The sequence below is a fragment of the Collinsella sp. An7 genome (assembly GCF_002159335.1).
Taxonomy (GTDB): Bacteria; Actinomycetota; Coriobacteriia; order Coriobacteriales; family Coriobacteriaceae; genus Coprousia.
Genome location: NZ_NFHP01000010.1, coordinates 1 through 16,300 on the forward strand (window position 1 = coordinate 1; position 16,300 = coordinate 16,300).

The following is a 16,300-nucleotide window of genomic DNA, read 5'->3' on the forward strand; positions in this document are numbered from 1 at the left end:
AGGCTCTTCGGTGGTTTCTGTGGGAGAGATTCCGGCATAGGCCCAGCTCAGCGGGCGAAAACAACGATCTGGAACTGAAACGGCCCCGGGAGGGGCCGTTTCCGCGTCATCCGCCTATGATTGCTAAGCCAAATTCAGACAACCGAAGAGGTGTGACGCATGAAGAGTCTACTACTTCTCGCCCTCGGTCTGGCCCGCACGGTCGTCCTGGGCGCGCGCATCGAGGCCGAGCGCATCGTCGTGAGCGTCCGGCCCTACAAGCGCGAGCAGCGCCGCTGCCCCGTATGCGGCAGGGCCTGCGACTTCTACGACATGGCGAACCGCGGGGCCCCCAGGCTGTGGAGGGCGATGGACCTGGCGCGCTCGGCCTGCTACCTGGAGTACGCGCCCTGCAGGGTGCGCTGCCCGGAGCACGGCGTGCGCACCGAGGCCGTCCCCTGGGCGCGGCACGGGGCGCGCTTCACGCGCGACTTCGAGGACTGGGTGGCGTGGCTGGCGGTCCGCTGCACCGCCCCGGCGGTCTCCGAGCTCGCCCGCGTCGAGTGGCACAGCGTGGGCGGCGTGTGCAGGCGCGTCTACGCCGAGCTGGAGGCCGCGCGCGGCGCCTCGAGGTTCGACGGCGTGCGCCGCATCGGCATCGACGAGACGTCGTACAAGAAGGGCCACAAGTACGTCACGGTGGTCGTCGACCACGACCGCGGCTGCCTCATCTGGGCGCACGAGGGCACCGGCAAGGACGTGCTCAACCTGTTCCTCGACGAGCTCACGCGCGAGCAGAGGCGCGCCATAGAGGTGGTGACCGCCGACGGCGCGAGGTGGATAAGGCAGCTGGTCAAGCGCCGCTGCCCCAACGCGAGGTGGGTCATGGACCCCTTCCACGTGGTCCAGTGGATGAACGACGCGCTCGACGCCGTGCGCTGCGAGGAGTGGAACGCCGCCAGGGCCGCCGCCAGGGCCGCCAGGCCCAGGCCCGAGGGCAAGCGCGGCAGGCCTGCCAAAGGCGAGCTGCCGCCCGAGGAGGTCAGGGCGCTCGAGGAGGAGGCGGCCTCCATCAAGGGCAGCCGCTACGCGCTCGTGAAGAACCCCGAGGACCTCACCGACGGCCAGAGGGCGAGGCTCGAGGCGCTCAAGAAGAGGGCCGGCTCGCGGCTGGTCAGGGCCTGGGAGCTCAAGGAGGACCTGCGGGCCGTCTTCCGGGCAGCCGACGGCTCCGAGGCCGCCGAGCTGCTCGACGACTGGATGCACAGGGCCGCCTACTGCAAGATCGCCAAGGTCGTCGCCGTGGAGAAGAAGGTGCGCCGCCGGCGCGACGACATCATCGCCGCAGTCGAGCTCGGCATCAGCAACGGGCGCGTAGAGGCCATCAACAACAAGATCAAGGTGACGGTGAGGATGGGCTACGGCTTCCGCAACACCGACAACCTCGTGGCCCTGCTCATGCTCAGGTGCGGCGACTGCCAGCCCCAGCTCCCGGGTCGCCCGGTGAAGGCGAGGAAGAAGGGCGTGAAGGGAGCGAAGAGCGTTGCTGCCTAGGCTAGCCCCTTGTCACACAAACTACCGAAGCCTCCAAAAGGAGGAGGCGAGAAGCGGTGGTGGTGGGGGGCACCTCAGAAGAGACAACCCAGAGAGTTACCGCAACGAGCCCAACGGTGTCCAAGCAAAAGGCGAAGCCAAGCACCCACAAGACCCAAGCGTCCCAAAGTCATCCCACCAGTTCCACCGGTGCATCAGCCACAACGCCCCCTCATCCTTGACCAACAGCGAGGCACCCGAGTCAACGCAGGTCCCGGAGGTCGGTGCGGGGCGGGCCCGTATTGGGGCGACTCGCGAAGCGAGCCCAAAGGGCGCGGAGCCCCATTACGGGCCCGCCCCGCACCGACCTCCGGGACCGGTGGGGGAGTTACGCGGACTGCCGAGCGCTCCACTCCCAGAGGCCTACGGGCTCGCTGTCGATCATGACGTTGGTCCCGTCGACCTCGGTGCGGCAGAAGTCGTTGAACACATGGATCCACACGCCGTGGTTGAAGGTCTTCTTGGGCGAGCCGTCGGCCTCGCGGTACACGCCGGTGAGGTCCTCAACGTGGTCAAAGTAGGTCAGGTGCACCGGTGCGCCGACTGCGGTGAGCGCACGGTAGAGCGGAAGCACGGTCTCAGTGGGGTCAACGAGCTCGTCGCCCTTGCTGTGCGTAAACCACAGCGGCGTTTGCGCGAGGGCGGCCACATCCTCGTCCGTCGCGTCATACCACGGCGCGCAGCAGGGCAGACCGGCCGCAAAGAAACCGGGGTAGTCGCGACACATGCGCAGCGTCATAAAGCCGCCGTTGGAAAGGCCGCCGATCACGATGCGGCTCGGGTCGATGCGGTCGGCGTGCGCGGCCACAAACTCGTCGATAAGCGCCTTGAGCGCCGCCACATAGATGCTCTGGTTGCTGTGACCGAGCTGTTCCACGCCGTTATCCATCCAAAACGTCGGGCACTGCGGCACGAGCACCCAGGCCGCGTCATCAAAGTAACGCTGGATCTTGGCGCCCGAGAGCGCCGTCACGCGATTGCCCGTATAGGCGCGCGAGGGGCCCTCCGGCACAAGCGGCCCGCCCTTGCCGGCAAGGTCAACACCTGCGCCCTCGCCCGCACCGTGCAGGTACACAATGAGTGCGCCGCGCTCGGGGACGACCTCGGGCTTGCCGAGGTTGCCGAGGGGCTGGCGGGGCTCGCGGTCAAAATCGGGCTCATAGTAGCCGTAGGCGAGCTGGATGCCATCCACCGCCTTAGACATGACGGCCTCGTGCCAGCGGTCGAGCGCCGGGCAGAGGTCGCCGTCGCTCTCGTCAAAGATAAGGCCGCTGATGGGATCGGGGTCGCCGGGCAGCTCGGCGAGGAGCGTTACGCGAAAGCGGTTCTCGATATAACGCGAGCCCATCACGCCGCCCTCGATGCGCTTGGTGAGGCGCGTCTCGGGGAGCTCGAGCGTAATAAATGAGCCGCGACGGCAACGATTGCCCGAAGCGTCTGAGGGGTAGGCGGCGCACACGGGCACGTAGCCCACGGAGGGGGAGGCGTGGTCGGCGCCGCGCTCGGCGCGCATGAGCACCTCGCCCGTGCGCTCGTAGCGCGCGCAGAAGACGTTGAAGATCTGGGGCGAGATGCCGGCCTCGTTGAGCTCCTCGGGAATCTCGAGCACAAGCTTGGATACCCAGGGGCCAAAATCTCCCAGGGTGGTAACGGTGCGGTAGTGGAGCTCTGACATGGTCGGTCCTCTCACGTAGACAGATATAAACATGTTTAGTATACAGAGCGGGCAGCGCGCGATTGGGTTGAACCGGTGAGCGTCGCATTTGGGGTGTTGAGTGGTTATGCCAGCACAAAGTCTTGCCCCGCCACGGCCTATCGATCGTCTGCGCAGGTACATGCAGCCCATTTGCGCTAGGCACGACCGCTGCGTCATGCCGGTTGGGCGGCATAGACAATTCCCGCATCGGGCCATACCATATACCAAAATGCCGCTAACCCACGCACCTGAGCGCCGCCGCGCCAAGCAACCGCTCTGCGTGCAAACTTGACGCAAACTTGACGTTCACCTGACAATTTCGACCGTTCACCGGACGTCTCGCAGCTAAAGCGTCTATCGCCCGTTAGGATACAAGATGTAAACATTCAGTAAACAACCGTTTACTGATCGGCAGACCGGCCGCACAGGACGGCGCCCGGCCACGGCAATGGGAGGGGACCCCATGGCAGTAGATAACAAACAAATTGCCCAGAGCGTCCTAGAGCTGGTGGGAGGAGCGTCCAACGTCACCACGGCGACGAACTGCATGACGCGCCTGCGCCTCACGCTCAAGGACAACAACCTGGCCGACATCGAGAAGATCAAGAAGGTCAAGGGCGTGCTCGGGGCGCAGTTCTCCGGCAGTCAGCTTCAGGTCATCATCGGCCAGAACGTGCCCAAGGTACTCGACGAGTTCATCGCCATCTCGGGCGTGGCGCGCGGTGTCGAGGTCAAGGAGAACCTCGACGCGCCCAAGGAGAAGATCACCCTCAAGGCCATTCCGGGCATCCTGCTCGACTACCTCTCCGGCTCCATGACCCAGCTCATCCCGCTGCTCATGGCCGGCGGTCTCTTCCGCACCATCGCGGCGGTGCTCGGGCCCACCATGCTCGGCGTGCTTTCCGACACCGACCCCACCTACACGTTCCTCTACACCACCCTCTACGAGGCGACGTTTACCTTTATCCCCATCTACCTGGGTTATGCTGCAGCTAAGAAGATCGGCGCCAGCCCGGTGCTCGGCATGCTGCTCGGCGGCGCGCTCATGGCTCCTTCGGTGGTGAGCGCTGCGTCCGAGGGCGGCAGCGGCATCATCTCGGTCTACGGCATCCAGATTGCCGCGGCCAACTACCAGCAGACGGTGCTGCCCATCATCCTGTCGGTGCCGGTGCTCTACTTCATTGAAAAGTTCTTCCGCAAGCACATGCCCGATGTGCTCTCCACGGTGTTCACGCCGTTCTGCACCATGATCGTGACCATCCCCATCGCCTTCATCATCCTCGCGCCGATTGGCAACGCGATTGGTAACGTCATCGCCAACGCGCTCTTTGGCCTGGCCGACATGGGTGGCATCGCAGTCTTTGTTGTTATGGCGATCCTCGGCGCCTTCTGGCAGCTCTTCGTGGTGGCCGGCATGCACATGCCCGTCATCCTGCTCGCTCAGGTGCAGATCATCGCTGCTGGCTACGACCCGTTTGTCTTCGTCTCCACCAACTGCGCCATGACGGCCGTGTGGGGCTGCGCCTTTGGTGCGTTCCTGCGTATGCGTAACCCCGACGAGAAGGGTCTCGCCATCGGTTACGTCATCTCCGCTATCGCCGGCGGCGTGACCGAGCCCGCCCTCTTCGGCATCCTGCTGCGCTTCCGTCGCACCATGCTCGGCATGTTCATCGGCGGTGCCATCGGCGCGGTGTTCTCCGGTATCGTGGGCGTGACCTACTACATGGCTGGTGGCGCATCCAACTTCTTGGTGTTCACCAACTATCTCCAGGGCGGTCAGATGAACACGGTCCTGGCTATCGCCGGCATGGTTATCTCCTTCGTGATCGCTGCCATCGTGGTCTACATCATGGGCTTCACCAAGGAGGAGCTCGCCGAGATGGACGAGGAGAACGAGGCCGAGCTCATCGGCGCGTAGGAACTCTCGCCTCTGGTTTGACCATCCTGCTGTCCGGGACGTCCTGACGGACTAAGCAGAAAACAGCCCCGTGCGGCAGTGCGCTGCACGGGGCTGTTTGATATACACGCGGCGGGGACGGGCCCGAGCGCTACGCCGGGTACCATGTCTTCACGGCCGCATTCGCCCACAACGAAGGGAATCGCAATGGCAACTTTGGGAACGCTCGCCGTCAACAATCGGCACGACGGCTTTACGCTCAACGGCAAGCCCTGGTTCTGGCTGGCCGATACCTGCTGGAGCGCGTTTACGAGCATCACGCTCGAAGATTGGGATTACTATCTCGCCCGCCGCGCCGAGCAGGGTATCAACACGCTGCAGATCAACACCCTGCCGCAGTGGGACCGCTGCCGTCCCGACCTGGGCATCTACCCGTATGCGAGCGAGGATGGCACAACGTTTGACTGGTCGCGCCCCAACCCCGCCTACTGGGAGCGCGCTCGTGAGATGTGCCGCATGGTCGTGGAGCACGGCATCCGCCCGGCGCTCGTGCTCATGTGGTGCAACTACGTGCCCGGCACGTGGGGCGCTATGATCGCCGAGCGTTTTGGCACGCCGGTGATGCCGCTCGAGGAGGTCGCCGCGCACGTGCGCCGCGTGGTTGAGGAGCTCGACGAGTTCGATCCGGTCTACGTGGTGACGGGCGATACCGATTGGAAGAGTGACGAGTGCCTGCCCTATTACGAGGCGGCGCTCGCCACGGTGTGCGAGCTTGCGCCCACGCGCCTGCGCACTATGCACATCAACCGTGCCAACCGCACCATCCCGGCGCAGTTTGTGGACCGGCTCGACTTTCTTATGTTCCAGCCGGGGCACAACGCCGGCGCGCAGGACGAGGCGTGGAAGCTGCCGGAGGACCTCGCGGCCGCCCATCCCGGCAAGCCGATGGTCAACTCCGAGCCTTGCTACGAGATGATGGGCGCAAGCCGCAACGTCTACGTGCGCTTTGGCGCCAAGGAGTGCCGCGCGAGCGCGTGGTCGGGCATTCTGGCCGGCGCCTCGGCCGGCGTGACCTACGGCGCGCACGGCATCTGGAACTGGCAGACCTCGCGCTCGGAGGGCTCGGCACTCGGCGAGGGCTTTGACGCGCCTTTCCGCTGGCAGGAGGCGCTGCAGCTTCCCGGTGTGTGGGACTTTGGGCTGATCCCGCAGGTGCTGGGCGTGCTGACGCACGGGAGCACCGACGCCGTGGAGCCCGCGCAGGACGTGCTCGACGATGCGCGCGAGGCCATCCGCGTGGCGCGCGTGGGCGAGCGGTCGGTGGCCTACCTGCCGTTTGCGACGGTGCTCAAGCTCAAGCTCGATGCCTCTCGCAGCTGGACGGCCGCCGCGTTTGACCTCGAGGGTAAGCGCGTGGCGCACCTGCCCGTGACGCCGTGCGAGGACGGCATCCGCGTGGCGCAGCACCCGTTTACCGCCGATGCGCTCGTGGTGGTGACGCCGGCGTAGCGCGAGCTGCGGCGCCGAGATGCCGAAGTGCGGGTTGCGGGCGCCGGAGGCAGACAGACAACGTGACGGCGCGCCCAAGGAGGCCTCTCTGTTCGAGGCGCTTTGACCGGTGCCTCCCCGGGACAGCTGGTCGTGCCCCGGTCGCCTTGCACAGCTCGTTTTCACATACTCGCCGTTCGTGCTACCGTGATGGGGCGTCGTGCCGGGCCGATCGGGCCGCGCGCGGCGCCCCATCGCATGGAGGAGGCACGCATGGCCAAGGTGACGCTCAAGGAGATTGCGCGCGAAGCGGGGCTGTCCGTCTCGACGGTCTCGCTCGTGCTCAACAACCGACCGTGCCGCGTCTCGGACGAGAACCGCCGGCGCATCAAGGCCATCGCCGCGGCCAAGCGCTACGTGCCCAACCAGATCGCGCGCAGCCTGGTGATGCAGCGCTCCGGCACGCTCGGGCTCATTGTGCCCAACATCGAGAGCCGCTTTTTCTCGCGCCTCGCCAAGAACCTCGAGCAGCGGTGCCGCGCACGCGGCTATGCGCTCTTCATCACCACCTCGGACGACCTCGCCTCGCAGGATATCGAGCTCATCTCCACCCTCGTTACCCGCGGGGTCGAGGGGCTCTTTATCGTGATGGGCAACCAGCGCGAGGGCGGCGAGGAGCTGCCCGAGCGCATTGCCGAGTGCCCCGTGCCCTACGTGATGATCGACCGCGTGCTCGACGAGCTCGCCTGCGACAAGGTGCTCTTTGATAACGAGCTGGGCGGCTACCTGGCCACGCGGCACCTGCTGGAGCACGGGCACCGGCGGATTGCGTGCATCGTCAACGCGTCGCGCTCCGAGACGGGTCGGCGGCGTCTCGACGGGTACCGCCGCGCGCTCGACGAGTTTGGCGTGACGTTTGACCAGGGGCTCGTCTTTGACTCGGACTACTACATTCCCGCGGCGTACGAGGCGGCGGCCGGCGTGCTCGAGACGGACGCGACCGCGGTGTTCGCGAGCTCGGACAACATCGCACTCGGGCTCCTCAAGCGCCTGTACGAGCGGGGCAGCCGCGTGCCGCGCGACTACTCGGTGGTGAGCTACGACAACTCCGCGGCCGACTCGCTCTTTGAGCCGGCGCTCACGGCGATCGATCAGGACGTTTCGGTGCTCGCGGAGGAGGCGCTCGCGCTCATGCTGCGGCGGCTCGAGGGCGGCTCAGCAGACAGCGTTGAGCCGGTGACGCGCCTTCTGGAACCGCGTCTCGTGGAGCACGCGAGCGTGCAGACGGTGTAGAGGAGCTCGTGTCGGACGCGTGGCCTGTCTAATAGAAGGAATCAGTCGACCCGGACCCCGAACCCTGACTGATTCTGTCCAATAGAAAGAACCAGTCAATCCGAGCCAAGATTTCGACGGATTCTTTCTAGTAGAAGGAATCGGACGGGGCGGGAGCGACCGGCGGGATCGGTTGCGTTGCAACCTTGGCGCTCACCCACAACACCAGTCCAAGATAAAACACCGTTCATCTCCGTTTATCTACCGTTCACCGGTGCAAGCACGGCATTTTGACCCAAAGTTGAAATAAAACGTTTTGCTAACAATGATAAAACGTTTTATCACCTATACTGCTTCACATCATGCAACATAGGCCAAAGTACAAGTCAGAAGGAGCAGCCATGTCGCACCCCGTGATCGGCACCCCCTGGAAGCGCCTCGACGGCGCCGTCCCCGAGCAGGAGCTCGAGGGCGTCGAGCGTTACTGGCGCTGCGCCAACTACCTCTCCGTCGGCCAGATCTACCTGCGCTCCAACCCGCTCATGCGCGCCGACTACCCCGATGCCAAGACGGGCGAGCCACGTGACTTTGGCCGCGCCGACGTTAAGCACCGCCTCGTGGGCCACTGGGGCACCACCCCGGGCATCAACTTCCTCTTTGCCCACGTCAATCGCCTCATCGCCGACCACGGTCAGAGCACGATCTTCCTTATGGGTCCCGGTCACGGTGGACCGGCCGGTACCGCGCAGAGCCTGCTCGACGGCACCTACCGCGAGATTCGCCCCGACATCACCAACGATGAGGCCGGCTTGGAGAAGTTCTTCCGCCAGTTCTCGTACCCCGGCGGCATCCCAAGTCACTATGCGCCCGAGACCCCCGGGTCCATCCACGAGGGCGGCGAGCTCGGCTACACGCTCTCTCACGCCTACGGTGCGGTGCTCGACAACCCGAGCCTGTTCGCCGTTGCCGTGGTGGGTGACGGTGAGGCCGAGACGGGGCCGCTCGCCACAAGCTGGCAGTCCAACAAGCTCGTAAACCCCGCCACCGACGGCATCGTGCTGCCGATTCTGCACCTCAACGGCTACAAGATCGCCAACCCCACCATCCTCGCGCGCATCTCCGACGAGGAGCTCGAGCAGTTCTTCCGCGGCATGGGCTACGAGCCGCATTTCTTTGTGGCGGGCTTTGACGACGAGAGCCACGAGTCCATCCACACGCGCTTTGCCGCCCTTATGGAGGAGGTCTTTGGCAAGATCTGCGCCATCAAAGAACGCGCTGCTGCGCAGGCGGCTGCCGGCGAGGAGGTCACCCGCCCGGTCTACCCCATGATCGTCTTCCGCACGCCTAAGGGCTGGACCTGCCCCAAGACCATCGACGGCAAGAAGACCGAGGATTCGTGGCGCGCGCATCAGGTGCCGCTGGCCTCGGCCAAGGATACCCACGAGCACTTCCGCGTGCTGCGCGGCTGGCTCCAGTCCTACAAGCCTGAGGAGCTCTTTACTCCCGAGGGCGCTGTCCGCCCCGAGGTGACGAGCTGGATGCCCACCGGCGACCTGCGCATCGGCGCCAATCCCAATGCCAACGGCGGGCGCGTGCGCGAGGAGCTTGTGCTTCCCGACATCCACGCCCACGAGGTGCCCGTGGCCGAGCGCGGGCACGGCTACGGCCAGACCGAGGCCGCGCGCGTCTTTGGCGCTTACACCGCCGACGTGCTGGCGGCCAACCCCGAGAACTTCCGTATCTTCGGACCGGACGAGACCGCCTCGAACCGCCTGCAGGACGCCTATCAGGTCACCAAGAAGCAGTGGGAGGCGGGCCATTACGCCGACGAGGCCAACGACGAGCTGCTGGCGCCTTCGGGCAAGGTCATCGAGCAGCTCTCCGAGCATCAGTGCGAGGGCTTCCTCGAGGCGTACGTGCTCACCGGCCGCCACGGCGTGTGGTCGAGCTACGAGAGCTTCGTGCACGTGGTCGACTCCATGGTCAACCAGCACTGCAAGTGGCTCGAGGCCACCAAGCGCGAGATCCCGTGGCGCAAGCCCATCGCAGGCCTCAACATCTTGCTGTCGAGTCACGTGTGGCGCCAGGACCACAACGGCTTTAGCCACCAGGACCCGGGCTTTATCGACCTTTTGCTCAACAAGGCCAACGACACGCACATCGTCAATGCCTACTACCCCTGCGACGCCAACATGGCGCTCGCGGTGGCCGAGCGCGCCTACCAGTCGACCGACTGCGTTAACGCCATCTTCTGCGGCAAGCAGCCGGCGCCGACCTTTGTGACCGTCGACGAGGCCAAGGACGAGCTTGCCGAGGGCCTGGCCACCTGGGCGTGGGCGAGCACGGCCGAGACGCTCGACGAGGCCGACCTGGTGATCGCCACCTGCGGCGACGTGCCCACGCTCGAGGCGCTGGCCGCCGTCGACCTGCTGGGCGAGCAGGGCATCAAGGTGTGGTTTGTGAACGTGGTCGACCTGCTCAAGATTCAGAACGCCTGTGAGAACGATCAGGCGATCAGCGACGAGCGTTTTGCCGAGCTCTTTGGCACGGGTGAGAAGCCGGTGCTCTTCTGCTTCCACGCCTACGCGGGCACTATCCGTCGGCTCATCTGGGCGCGCCCCGGCCACGACGCCTGGTGCGTGCACGGCTACGAGGAGAAGGGCTCCACGACCACGCCCTTTGATATGCTCCGCCTCAACAACATGGACCGCTGGGCGCTTGCCGCCGAGGCGTTGCGCCTGGTGGACGCCGCTTCTGGTGCTGCCGCGGGTGCGGGCGCGCATGCCGAGCAGGCTGCCGACTGGGATGCTTTCCGCGAGGAGGCCTTCCGCTTTGCCGTGGAGGAGGGCTACGACCACCCGGCCTTCACCGACTGGGTGTGGCCCGAAGCGCGCGCCGCGACCGAGGCCGATGCTGCAGCCGGGCTCTCTGCCACCCAGATGACCGCCGGCGACAACGAATAAGGTGGGCTTCCCGGGCACCGCATGAGGTGCCCGGTCGCCCCGACCTCCCCGGACGTCCTCCCGCGCTCGGCGGCCTGCGGCCTCGCTTCGCGACTCGCGCTGGAGAACAACCGGGGAGGCCGGGGCGCGCCGTTGCTCGGAGGACGGCTTACAGACAGATTCCCTACGATATGGCGCGTGGTCTTCTACCGTTTACCGGCTCTAGGAGCCGCCAAGGCGGTAGAAGGCCGCCTGTCGCATCGTCACAGTTTTCGTCCGGAGAGTTCGCAGCAGAAAAAGACGTGTGGATTCCGTTAGAAAGCAAACGCCTCTACCTGTGTGGAAAAAGCACAGGTAGAGGCGTTGTTCTTCTATGGCAATCAGCGTGTAACCCCGTCGAAGCGCCGTTTCCCCTGTGTGCTTCTAAACCCGTTGGAGCCAACGGGTTTAGAAGCACGGCGCGTCGGGGTGGGCGGCGGTCGGTCTCGGCGCGAGTCGCAAAGCGAGGCCGCAGGCCGCCGAGCGCAGAGACCGACGGCCGCCCACCCCGACGTCCGGGACAAACGGGCGGCCGGTCCAGACGCTACAGCCCGTACAGCTCAGTGAACTTCCGTACCAGGTAATCGCAGTAGTACGTGGCATCAAACGGCGCGCCGCATGCAGCCTCGATGAGCTCGGGCGCGTCCTTGCCGCGGCCCCAGCGCCAGATGCGGCTTCCAAGCCACGCGCGCACCGGAGCGAGGTCGCCCGCCGCGCAGGCTGCGTCCACGTCCACCCCGTCGCGCGCCATGGCGGCAACGTACTGCGCACCGTAGGCACTGCCGAGCGCGTAGCTCGGGAAGTACCCAAAGTCCCCACCCGACCAGTGCGTGTCCTGCAGGCAGCCGAGCGTGTCGCTCGGCACCTCGATCCCCAGATAGCGCTGGGTGAGCTCGCGCCAGAGACCGGGGATGTCGGCCGCTGTGGCCTCGCCCGCAAAGAGCGCGCGTTCAATGTCGTAGCGGATCATGATGTGCAGCGGGTAGGTCAGCTCGTCGGCCTCCATGCGGATGAGCTGCGGACTGGCGATGTTGGCGGCGCGGTAGAGATCGTCTTCCGAGACGCCGCCGTACACGTCGGGTGCATGGCGGCGAAGCACCGCAAGGAGCGGGCCGGCAAAGGCGCGCGACCGGCCGACGATGTTCTCAAAAAAGCGGCTCTGGCTCTCGTGGATGCCCATCGAGGTGCCCGAGCCGAGGATGCCGTAGCCATAGGCCGGGTCGATGTTCTGCTCGTAGATGGCGTGACCGCCCTCGTGGAGGATGGAGAAGACGTTGGAGAGCGCGTCGGTCTCGTAGATGTGCGTCGTCACGCGCGCGTCGCCGGGGGCAAAGCCGTCCGAGAACGGGTGCTCGACCTCACCGAGCGAGGTGCCAGCCATGTCGAGCCCCTCGAGCTCGAGCAGGTCGCGGGCGATGGCAAGCTGCGCGTCGTGGCCCACGCGGGCGCTGCGGAAGGCATACGCGGGCTCGGGGCGCTGCGAGATCTCCTGCACGAGCGGCACCACGGCCTCGCGCACCTGGACAAAGAAGGCGTCGTACGACTCTGCGCTCATACCGCGCTCGTACTGGTCGAGGCAGACGTCGTAGGCGTCGCGCGTGGGGTCGAGGAGCGCGGCGCGGTGCTTGAGCGTCTCCACGATGCGGGTGACGTACGGCTCAAACGAGGCCCAGTCGTCGGCGAGTTTGGCACGGTGCCACACGGCGTTGGCCTCGCTCGTAAGGCGCGACCAGGCGACCTCCTCCTCGGTGGGGATGGCGCGGGCTTCGCGCTGGTCGCGGGCGAGCACACGGAGCTCCGTGGCGGTTTGCTCGTCGAGCTCGCCGGCAGCGGCGGCCTTCTCGAGCGCGGCGACGAGCTCCACGGCGGCCGGCCCGGTGAGAAGCTCGTGCTGCTCGCCGGCGAGTGCGCCCATGGCCTCGGCCCGGGCGGCGGCGCCCTTCTCGGGCGCGGCGGTCTCGCCGTCGTAGTCGAGGATACTCATGAGGTAGCGCTTTTGCCACAGCTTTCTCTGGAGGTCTTTGAACGAGGAGACGAGCTGCTCGGTGGTGCTGGCCATAGGGCTCCTTTGCGGTCGGGGCGCGCGGACGGGTGCCCGCGGCGCCGGGGGATGGATCTGGCTGGGGCCATGGTACCGCGTGGCCGGCGACCGGGCAAAAGCGGGGCGAGCGGGCAGGGGAGGGCGGCGCACTCGGGTTGCCCGGCATGGCGCAGGTGCCGCCGACGCCACCCTGTGCGTCGTCGTTCTGTTGGCTGCGGTCTTTTCGTCAGCCCTCTGACGCTAGTTATCGCCCCGCTCGCCCCCCCCCTCGTGAGCAGCGCCTCGGCCGCTCCTCCCCAAACTATCTCAATAATTTGAACGATTGACGGATTTACGCCATATGTCAGTAACCCTCTCTACGCCCGTGCTAGGATGATGCGCCGCTGCGGCCGTTCGGTCGCGTCTACCAGCTGCAACCCCGAAAGGATTCTCATGGTAGAAACCACCGCAACCGCCGCGGAGCCCACGGGCAAGCGCCCCGGCCGCGCCAAGAAGATTGTCCTCGGCATCGTTATCGCCCTCGTGGTGCTCGTTGCCGCGGCGGCCATCGCCGTCTTTGCCCTCTTTGGGCACGAGCTCACCACGCTCGGCTCCATCCAGAAGGTCGACGATTACCCGCTCTACACCATGACCTACGACGGCGATTACGGCATGGACGAGTTTCTTGAGCAGGGCGGTGCAAGCAACGATTCCGAGCTCATCGAGTTTGTGATCCAGCGCATCATGAAGGGCCTGCCCATCACCATCGACCTGCCCGACCTCGCGTGCTCGACCTTTAACGCCACCACCCCCGAGGGCGATGCGCTCTTTGGCCGCAACTTCGACCTCGAATACTCGCCCGGCATGCTCGTACGCACCACCCCCGAGGACGGCTACGCGAGCGTCTCGATGGTCAACCTCGGCTTTCTGGGCTACGGCGAGGACAAGATGCCCGATGACCTCGTCTCGAGCCTGACCGCGCTCGCCGCGCCCTACGCGCCGCTCGACGGCATGAACGAGGCTGGTCTTGGCGTGGGCGTGCTGCTCATCGATACCGATCCGACCGACCAGCAGACCGACAAGGTCGACATCACCACCACGACGGCCATTCGCCTTATGCTCGACACCTGCGCGACAGTGGACGAGGCCGTGGCGCTGCTCGAGCGCTACGACATGCATTCGAGCGCCAACAGCTGCTACCACTTCCAGATCGCCGATGCCTCGGGCGACTCGGCAGTGGTGGAGTACATCGGCGACGAGATGAGCGTGCTCGAACCCGGCGACGCCGCTACGATGGGCGAGCTTTCCGGCTCGGCGGGCGTGGCCTACCAGGCAGCGACGAACTTTTTGCTCACTCCGGGTGAGTACGACTTTGGCGGCGGCCAGGACCGCTACGAGGTGCTCATGGGCACCCTCGCCGAGCACGAGGGCGTGCTGACCGAGGACGAGGCGATGGGGCTTCTGCAGAGCGTGTCGCGCGCAGTGCAAATCCGCGACGACGGCAGCGTGTTTCAGACGCAGTGGTCGTGCGTCTACAACCTGGACGACCTGAGCGCCTCGATCATCATGGGCGGCAAGTACGACGAGCCCGCCTACGAGGTGAGCCTCGCCGAGTAGTGCTCGGTATGGGTCAGTTGGGGACGTGTTCCGTCTGACCTATCTTCAAAAATGGTGCAGACGGAACACGTCCCCAATTGACCCACGTAACGACGCATGCCCGCGCCCCGAGTCTGGTTCGGCGGTGCGGGCTTTTGCGTAGCCGTTGGGTTATGCTAGAAAAACGCCGATGTGTTGTCCCGGGGCAACCGAGCCTCGTTAGGGGAGGAGGTCGTATGCCGTTTCTCTATCTCGTCGTCGTGATTCTGGTGATCGCGACCATCATATCGCTCGTGCTTTCCTTCTTGGGGATCCTTGTGGTAGGGGCGCTCCGCCTGCTGCCGCTCGTCCTTATCCTGCTCGTGGCGGCGATTCTCCTCGGCAAGGTGCGCATCACGGTGGTCCGGGGTGGCGACCGCAAGCGCGATCGTTGGCTCGACGACTGATTGCGAGGTCATCATGGCTGGATGTGCCGTGCTCGTGCTACTGCCGCTCATCATCGGCGTGGGCGCCGTAATGGCGCTCTTTTTCCTCGGGCTGCCGCTCTACGCGGCGTTTGCGCTCTTTATGACGATCGCGTGCATCGTGGTGCGCGTTGTGCTGCAGCGCCGCGGCGTTTTTGAGCGCTACGCGGGCGACCAGACCTGGCGGCGCTACGCAGCGCTCTGCGCGCGGTGGGGCCTCGTGGCGCTCGCGGTGTTCTTTGGCGTTACGGCACTTATCGCCGGGTTTGGGTTCTGGTTCTTCTTTGGTCTGCAGATTTTCTAGATAGGGACGCGGGAGGGGTCGCGCAATGGATAGGCAGGGCACAACGATCGGGTTTATTGGGTTTGGCAACATGGCGAGCGCCATGGCCGACGGCTGGATCGTCACCGGCGCGGTGCCGGCCGACCACATGGTTGCCTGCGCCAACCGCTACGAGGCGCTCGTTGAGCGTACCGCTGCGCGCGGGATGCGCGCCTGCCACGATGCAGCGGAGGTCGTGGAGGCGGCGGACCTCGTTATCGTTGCCATCAAGCCGCATCTCATCGAGGGCGTGCTCGCGCCGCTTGCTGCCGCGCTCGCCGAGAAGCCCGTGCTCTCGGTGGCCGCCGGCTGGGATTGCGCGCGCTACGGGGCGCTCGTGCCGGGCATCCGTTGCCTCTGCACCGTGCCCAACACGCCGGTCGCCATCGGCGAGGGCGTCATTGCCGCCGAGCGCGCCCATACGCTGACGGAGGAGGAACGCGCGCTGGTGCAGGAGCTCCTCGAGGCGCTCGGTACGGTGGTGGAGGTCGAGACACGGCTTCTCTCGGTGGCGGGCACCGTGGGCGGCTGCGGGCCGGCGTTCATCGCCATGGCGATCGAGGCGCTCGGCGACGCCGCGGTAAAGTACGGCATTCCGCGTGCCGACGCCTATCGCATGGTGAGTCAGATGGTTGCCGGCACGGCCAAGCTGCAGCTTGCCACCGGGCAGCATCCCGGTGCGATGAAGGACGCCGTCTGCTCGCCGGGCGGCACCACCATCCGAGGCGTGGCCGCGCTCGAGCGTGCGGGCCTGCGCTCGGCCTTTATCCAGGCGGTCGACGCCATCGAGGGCTAGCACGGCCTAAGCGGGGCTGCCGGTAAACCGGTACAAAGGGACGGGGGCATTGTGCTGAGGTCGGTACAATGCCCCCGTCCCACTGTACCGGCCGTTGCCGTCCGTGCCCTGCCGTCGGCCGGCCGTTACGCTCCCATGACCTCCCGCCCCGGCAAACCTGCTATCCTTGTTGCCATCTATAGCGGCCCCTCAAGGA

11 protein-coding genes are annotated in these 16,300 nt (G+C 65.9%); 9 read left to right on the forward strand and 2 right to left on the reverse strand.

The window, feature by feature from the left end:
- Positions 1 to 159 precede the first annotated feature (159 nt).
- Positions 160 to 1,533, forward strand: a complete 1,374-nt coding sequence (locus tag B5G20_RS09390) for an ISL3 family transposase (RefSeq protein ID WP_087356654.1) — start codon at positions 160 to 162, stop codon at positions 1,531 to 1,533.
- Between the two features lie 367 nt (positions 1,534 to 1,900).
- On the opposite strand, the gene B5G20_RS09395 is transcribed toward B5G20_RS09390, so the two are convergent.
- Positions 1,901 to 3,247 carry a prolyl oligopeptidase family serine peptidase gene (locus B5G20_RS09395; RefSeq protein WP_087356655.1) on the reverse strand — a complete coding sequence of 449 codons (1,347 nt, stop codon included), beginning with the start codon at positions 3,245 to 3,247 and terminating at the stop codon, positions 1,901 to 1,903.
- 484 nt (positions 3,248 to 3,731) lie between these two features.
- Here B5G20_RS09395 and B5G20_RS09400 point away from each other — a divergent pair, with 484 nt between their 5' ends.
- From B5G20_RS09400 to B5G20_RS09415, 4 genes are all read left to right on the forward strand, one after another.
- Entirely contained in the window at positions 3,732 to 5,186 is a 1,455-nt protein-coding gene (locus B5G20_RS09400) for a PTS transporter subunit EIIC (protein WP_087356656.1), read from the forward strand.
- Positions 5,187 to 5,372: 186 nt separating this feature from the next.
- Positions 5,373 to 6,674, forward strand: a complete 1,302-nt coding sequence (locus B5G20_RS09405) for a DUF4038 domain-containing protein (protein ID WP_087356657.1) — start codon at positions 5,373 to 5,375, stop codon at positions 6,672 to 6,674.
- 252 nt (positions 6,675 to 6,926) lie between these two features.
- On the forward strand, positions 6,927 to 7,946 hold the full coding sequence (locus B5G20_RS09410) for a LacI family DNA-binding transcriptional regulator (RefSeq protein WP_087356658.1): 1,020 nt from the start codon (positions 6,927 to 6,929) through the stop codon (positions 7,944 to 7,946).
- A gap of 380 nt (positions 7,947 to 8,326) precedes the next feature.
- Positions 8,327 to 10,888 carry a phosphoketolase family protein gene (locus B5G20_RS09415; RefSeq protein WP_087356659.1) on the forward strand — a complete coding sequence of 854 codons (2,562 nt, stop codon included), beginning with the start codon at positions 8,327 to 8,329 and terminating at the stop codon, positions 10,886 to 10,888.
- Positions 10,889 to 11,450: 562 nt separating this feature from the next.
- Here B5G20_RS09415 and B5G20_RS09420 read toward each other — a convergent pair.
- Positions 11,451 to 12,965, reverse strand: coding sequence for a carboxypeptidase M32 (locus B5G20_RS09420; RefSeq protein WP_087356660.1), 1,515 nt, complete (start codon positions 12,963 to 12,965; stop codon positions 11,451 to 11,453).
- Between the two features lie 414 nt (positions 12,966 to 13,379).
- Here B5G20_RS09420 and B5G20_RS09425 point away from each other — a divergent pair, with 414 nt between their 5' ends.
- From B5G20_RS09425 to proC, 4 genes are all read left to right on the forward strand, one after another.
- Complete coding sequence (locus B5G20_RS09425; protein ID WP_087356661.1) at positions 13,380 to 14,543, forward strand: C45 family peptidase; 1,164 nt, start codon at positions 13,380 to 13,382, stop codon at positions 14,541 to 14,543.
- Between the two features lie 215 nt (positions 14,544 to 14,758).
- Complete coding sequence (locus tag B5G20_RS09430) at positions 14,759 to 14,968, forward strand: hypothetical protein (RefSeq protein WP_087356662.1); 210 nt, start codon at positions 14,759 to 14,761, stop codon at positions 14,966 to 14,968.
- Between the two features lie 13 nt (positions 14,969 to 14,981).
- Positions 14,982 to 15,290, forward strand: coding sequence for a hypothetical protein (locus B5G20_RS09435; RefSeq protein WP_143750265.1), 309 nt, complete (start codon positions 14,982 to 14,984; stop codon positions 15,288 to 15,290).
- Positions 15,291 to 15,315: 25 nt separating this feature from the next.
- Positions 15,316 to 16,104: a pyrroline-5-carboxylate reductase gene (gene proC, locus B5G20_RS09440; RefSeq protein WP_087356664.1), complete on the forward strand. Its 789-nt coding sequence runs from the start codon at positions 15,316 to 15,318 to the stop codon at positions 16,102 to 16,104.
- Positions 16,105 to 16,300: the final 196 nt, after the last annotated feature.

Bases quoted from the DNA above. Each gene is read 5' to 3' on its own strand.
- proC (WP_087356664.1), top strand. From the start codon at position 15,316: ATGGATAGGCAGGGCACAACGATCGGGTTTATTGGGTTTGGCAACATG.
- B5G20_RS09425 (WP_087356661.1), top strand. From the start codon at position 13,380: ATGGTAGAAACCACCGCAACCGCCGCGGAGCCCACGGGCAAGCGCCCC.
- B5G20_RS09410 (WP_087356658.1), top strand. From the start codon at position 6,927: ATGGCCAAGGTGACGCTCAAGGAGATTGCGCGCGAAGCGGGGCTGTCC.
- B5G20_RS09420 (WP_087356660.1), bottom strand. From the start codon at position 12,965: ATGGCCAGCACCACCGAGCAGCTCGTCTCCTCGTTCAAAGACCTCCAG.
- B5G20_RS09415 (WP_087356659.1), top strand. From the start codon at position 8,327: ATGTCGCACCCCGTGATCGGCACCCCCTGGAAGCGCCTCGACGGCGCC.
- B5G20_RS09400 (WP_087356656.1), top strand. From the start codon at position 3,732: ATGGCAGTAGATAACAAACAAATTGCCCAGAGCGTCCTAGAGCTGGTG.
- B5G20_RS09405 (WP_087356657.1), top strand. From the start codon at position 5,373: ATGGCAACTTTGGGAACGCTCGCCGTCAACAATCGGCACGACGGCTTT.
- B5G20_RS09430 (WP_087356662.1), top strand. From the start codon at position 14,759: ATGCCGTTTCTCTATCTCGTCGTCGTGATTCTGGTGATCGCGACCATC.
- B5G20_RS09395 (WP_087356655.1), bottom strand. From the start codon at position 3,247: ATGTCAGAGCTCCACTACCGCACCGTTACCACCCTGGGAGATTTTGGC.
- B5G20_RS09390 (WP_087356654.1), top strand. From the start codon at position 160: ATGAAGAGTCTACTACTTCTCGCCCTCGGTCTGGCCCGCACGGTCGTC.
- B5G20_RS09435 (WP_143750265.1), top strand. From the start codon at position 14,982: ATGGCTGGATGTGCCGTGCTCGTGCTACTGCCGCTCATCATCGGCGTG.